This window comes from Bradyrhizobium sp. (assembly GCF_035701725.1).
Lineage (GTDB): Bacteria > Pseudomonadota > Alphaproteobacteria > Rhizobiales > Xanthobacteraceae > Bradyrhizobium.
The window spans coordinates 1-2,107 of record NZ_DASSRP010000062.1 but is presented as its reverse complement, the minus strand read 5'-3'; the positions used below and the strand labels follow the sequence as shown (position 1 = coordinate 2,107).

The 2,107-nt window shown below is 62.2% G+C and carries 3 protein-coding genes; 2 read left to right on the top strand and 1 reads right to left on the bottom strand.

Going from position 1 to position 2,107, the window contains the following annotated elements:
• The coding region (locus tag VFL62_RS03095) for a response regulator (protein ID WP_325170913.1) at positions 1-147 on the bottom strand (147 nt) is incomplete at its 3' end.
• 378 nt (positions 148-525) lie between these two features.
• Here VFL62_RS03095 and VFL62_RS03090 point away from each other — a divergent pair.
• Both VFL62_RS03090 and VFL62_RS03085 read left to right on the top strand, forming a co-directional pair.
• On the top strand, positions 526-825 hold the full coding sequence (locus VFL62_RS03090) for a DUF3572 domain-containing protein (RefSeq protein ID WP_325170912.1): 300 nt from the start codon (positions 526-528) through the stop codon (positions 823-825).
• On the top strand, positions 804-2,107 hold a 1,304-nt coding region (locus tag VFL62_RS03085; protein ID WP_325170911.1), incomplete at its 3' end, for a DNA polymerase IV. The genes VFL62_RS03090 and VFL62_RS03085, both read left to right, overlap by 22 nt.

The window sequence follows — 2,107 nt, the reverse complement described above, 5'->3', positions numbered from 1 at the left end:
GAGGTCGGGCCGAAGCTTGCGCACGAGTTCGAGCGCCTCGAAGCCGTTGCTGGTGCCCTCAGTCCGATAGCCGTGTGCCTCAAGCAGATCGCGAAAGAGCTTCATGTTGAGCTCGTTGTCTTCCACGATCAGGACGGTTTTCGCCATCCCGCCCCTCCCATCCCAGCGAACGGCCCCCGGAAGGCGGCACTGCGATCGCCGCCAGCTATAGGTCGTCAAACTAGTGTGGCGGTTCAGAAGTCCGCATCAGTACTGCCGCGAGTCCATCATGCGGACTTCTGAACCAAAGCCACACTAGCCGATATAACTTTCTAGTGTCCTTTCGATGCCGAAGTTCGTGAACGAGGCTCCCCACAATCAAACGAACTTCGGCATCGGGACACTAGCGCCAGATTCGCTCCAACCCGTTAAGCCGTGACCCCACTTCCAGGACGTGGTTGCCAGTTGCTTGAAAGGCTTCCGCAGACTCGGGCATGATCGTTTAGAAACTAGAGACCATAAGTTACGGAAAGGCAAATCGGGGCTTTGAGAAAATCCAAGCGGAACCCCCGGGAAGTGGCTGAAATCGTTGCGGTTCAGGCGCTTTCTTTTATCGCGGGAGATCCAGAAAGGCTGGGCGCGTTCCTGGCCGAGAGCGGGATCGGCCCGGAGACCTTGCGCGGAGCGGCCGCCGATCCCCGCTTCCTGGCAAGCGTACTCGATTTCGTGATGCGCGACGACGCAACCGTGAAGGCGTTTGCCGAAGCCTCACAACTTCATCCGACCAACGTTGCCGCGGCCCATCAGGCTCTCCGCGATCCTGAATGGGAGCGCGACGTGCCGTGATCTCCAGCGCAGCAAATCTTGCGGTTGGCCCGACCTGCTTTTGCAGGGACTGCTTCAACGATCTGGACATCGCAGCGAAACGATGCCGCGCCTGCGGTTCGCCGCGCCTGGTGCGTCACCGTGCCCTTGCCTCGCTCACTTTCGCCCATGTCGATTGCGACGCCTTCTACGCCACCGTCGAGAAGCGCGACAATCCGGAACTCGCCGACAAGCCCGTCATCATTGGTGGCGGCAAGCGCGGTGTGGTTTCGGCCGCTTGCTACATCTCGCGCACCTTTGGCGTTCGCTCGGCGATGCCGATGTTCAAGGCGCTGGACCTTTGCCCTTCGGCGGTCGTCATCCGCCCCGATATGGCCAAATACGTCCGGGTCGGCCGCGAGGTGCGCCGCGCGATGCAGGCGCTCACGCCGCTGGTTGAGCCGCTCTCGATCGATGAAGCTTTTCTCGATCTCAGCGGCACACAGCGCGTTCACGGCATGATTCCGGCGAAAGTGCTGGCGCGCTTTGCGCAACAAATCGAGCGCGAGATCGGCGTGACGGTGTCGGTCGGGCTCTCCTGCAACAAGTTCCTGGCAAAGATCGCCTCCGACCTCGACAAGCCCAGGGGGTTCGCGGCGCTCGACCAGGACGAAGCGCGAACGATGCTGGCGGACAAGCCGGTCAGTTTCATCTTCGGCGTCGGGCCTGCGACGCAGGACCGTCTGATCCAGCGCGGCTTCCGCACCATTGCCGATTTGCAGCGCGCCGAGGAAGCCGAGTTGATGAGGCAGTTCGGCGGCGAAGGACAGCGGCTGTGGCGACTGGCCCGCGGTATCGACGATCGCCGCGTCGTGGCCGACCGGGGCGCCAAAACGATCTCCAACGAGACCACGTTCGAAACCGACATCCGCGATTTCGCAACGCTCGAGAAGACACTGTGGCGGCTATCCGAAAAGGTGTCGGACCGGCTCAAGAACAGCGCACTGGCGGGTTCGACCATCACGCTCAAGCTGAAGACCGCGGACTTCCGGCAGCGCACGCGCTCGCAATCCATTCACGCGCCGACCCAGCTTGCTGCCCGGATCTTCGCGATATCGCGGGAGATGCTGGCGAAGGAAATCGATGGAACCGCGTTTCGCCTGATGGGCACAGGGGTCAGCGCGCTTCGTCCAACCACGCAGACGCACGACACCGATATGCTGGACCGCCGCTCCGCGGATGCCGAACGCGCCATCGATGGCCTGCGCAGGAAATTCGGCAGCGCCGCCGTGATCCGGGGAATTGCCTATGATGGGCCGGAGAA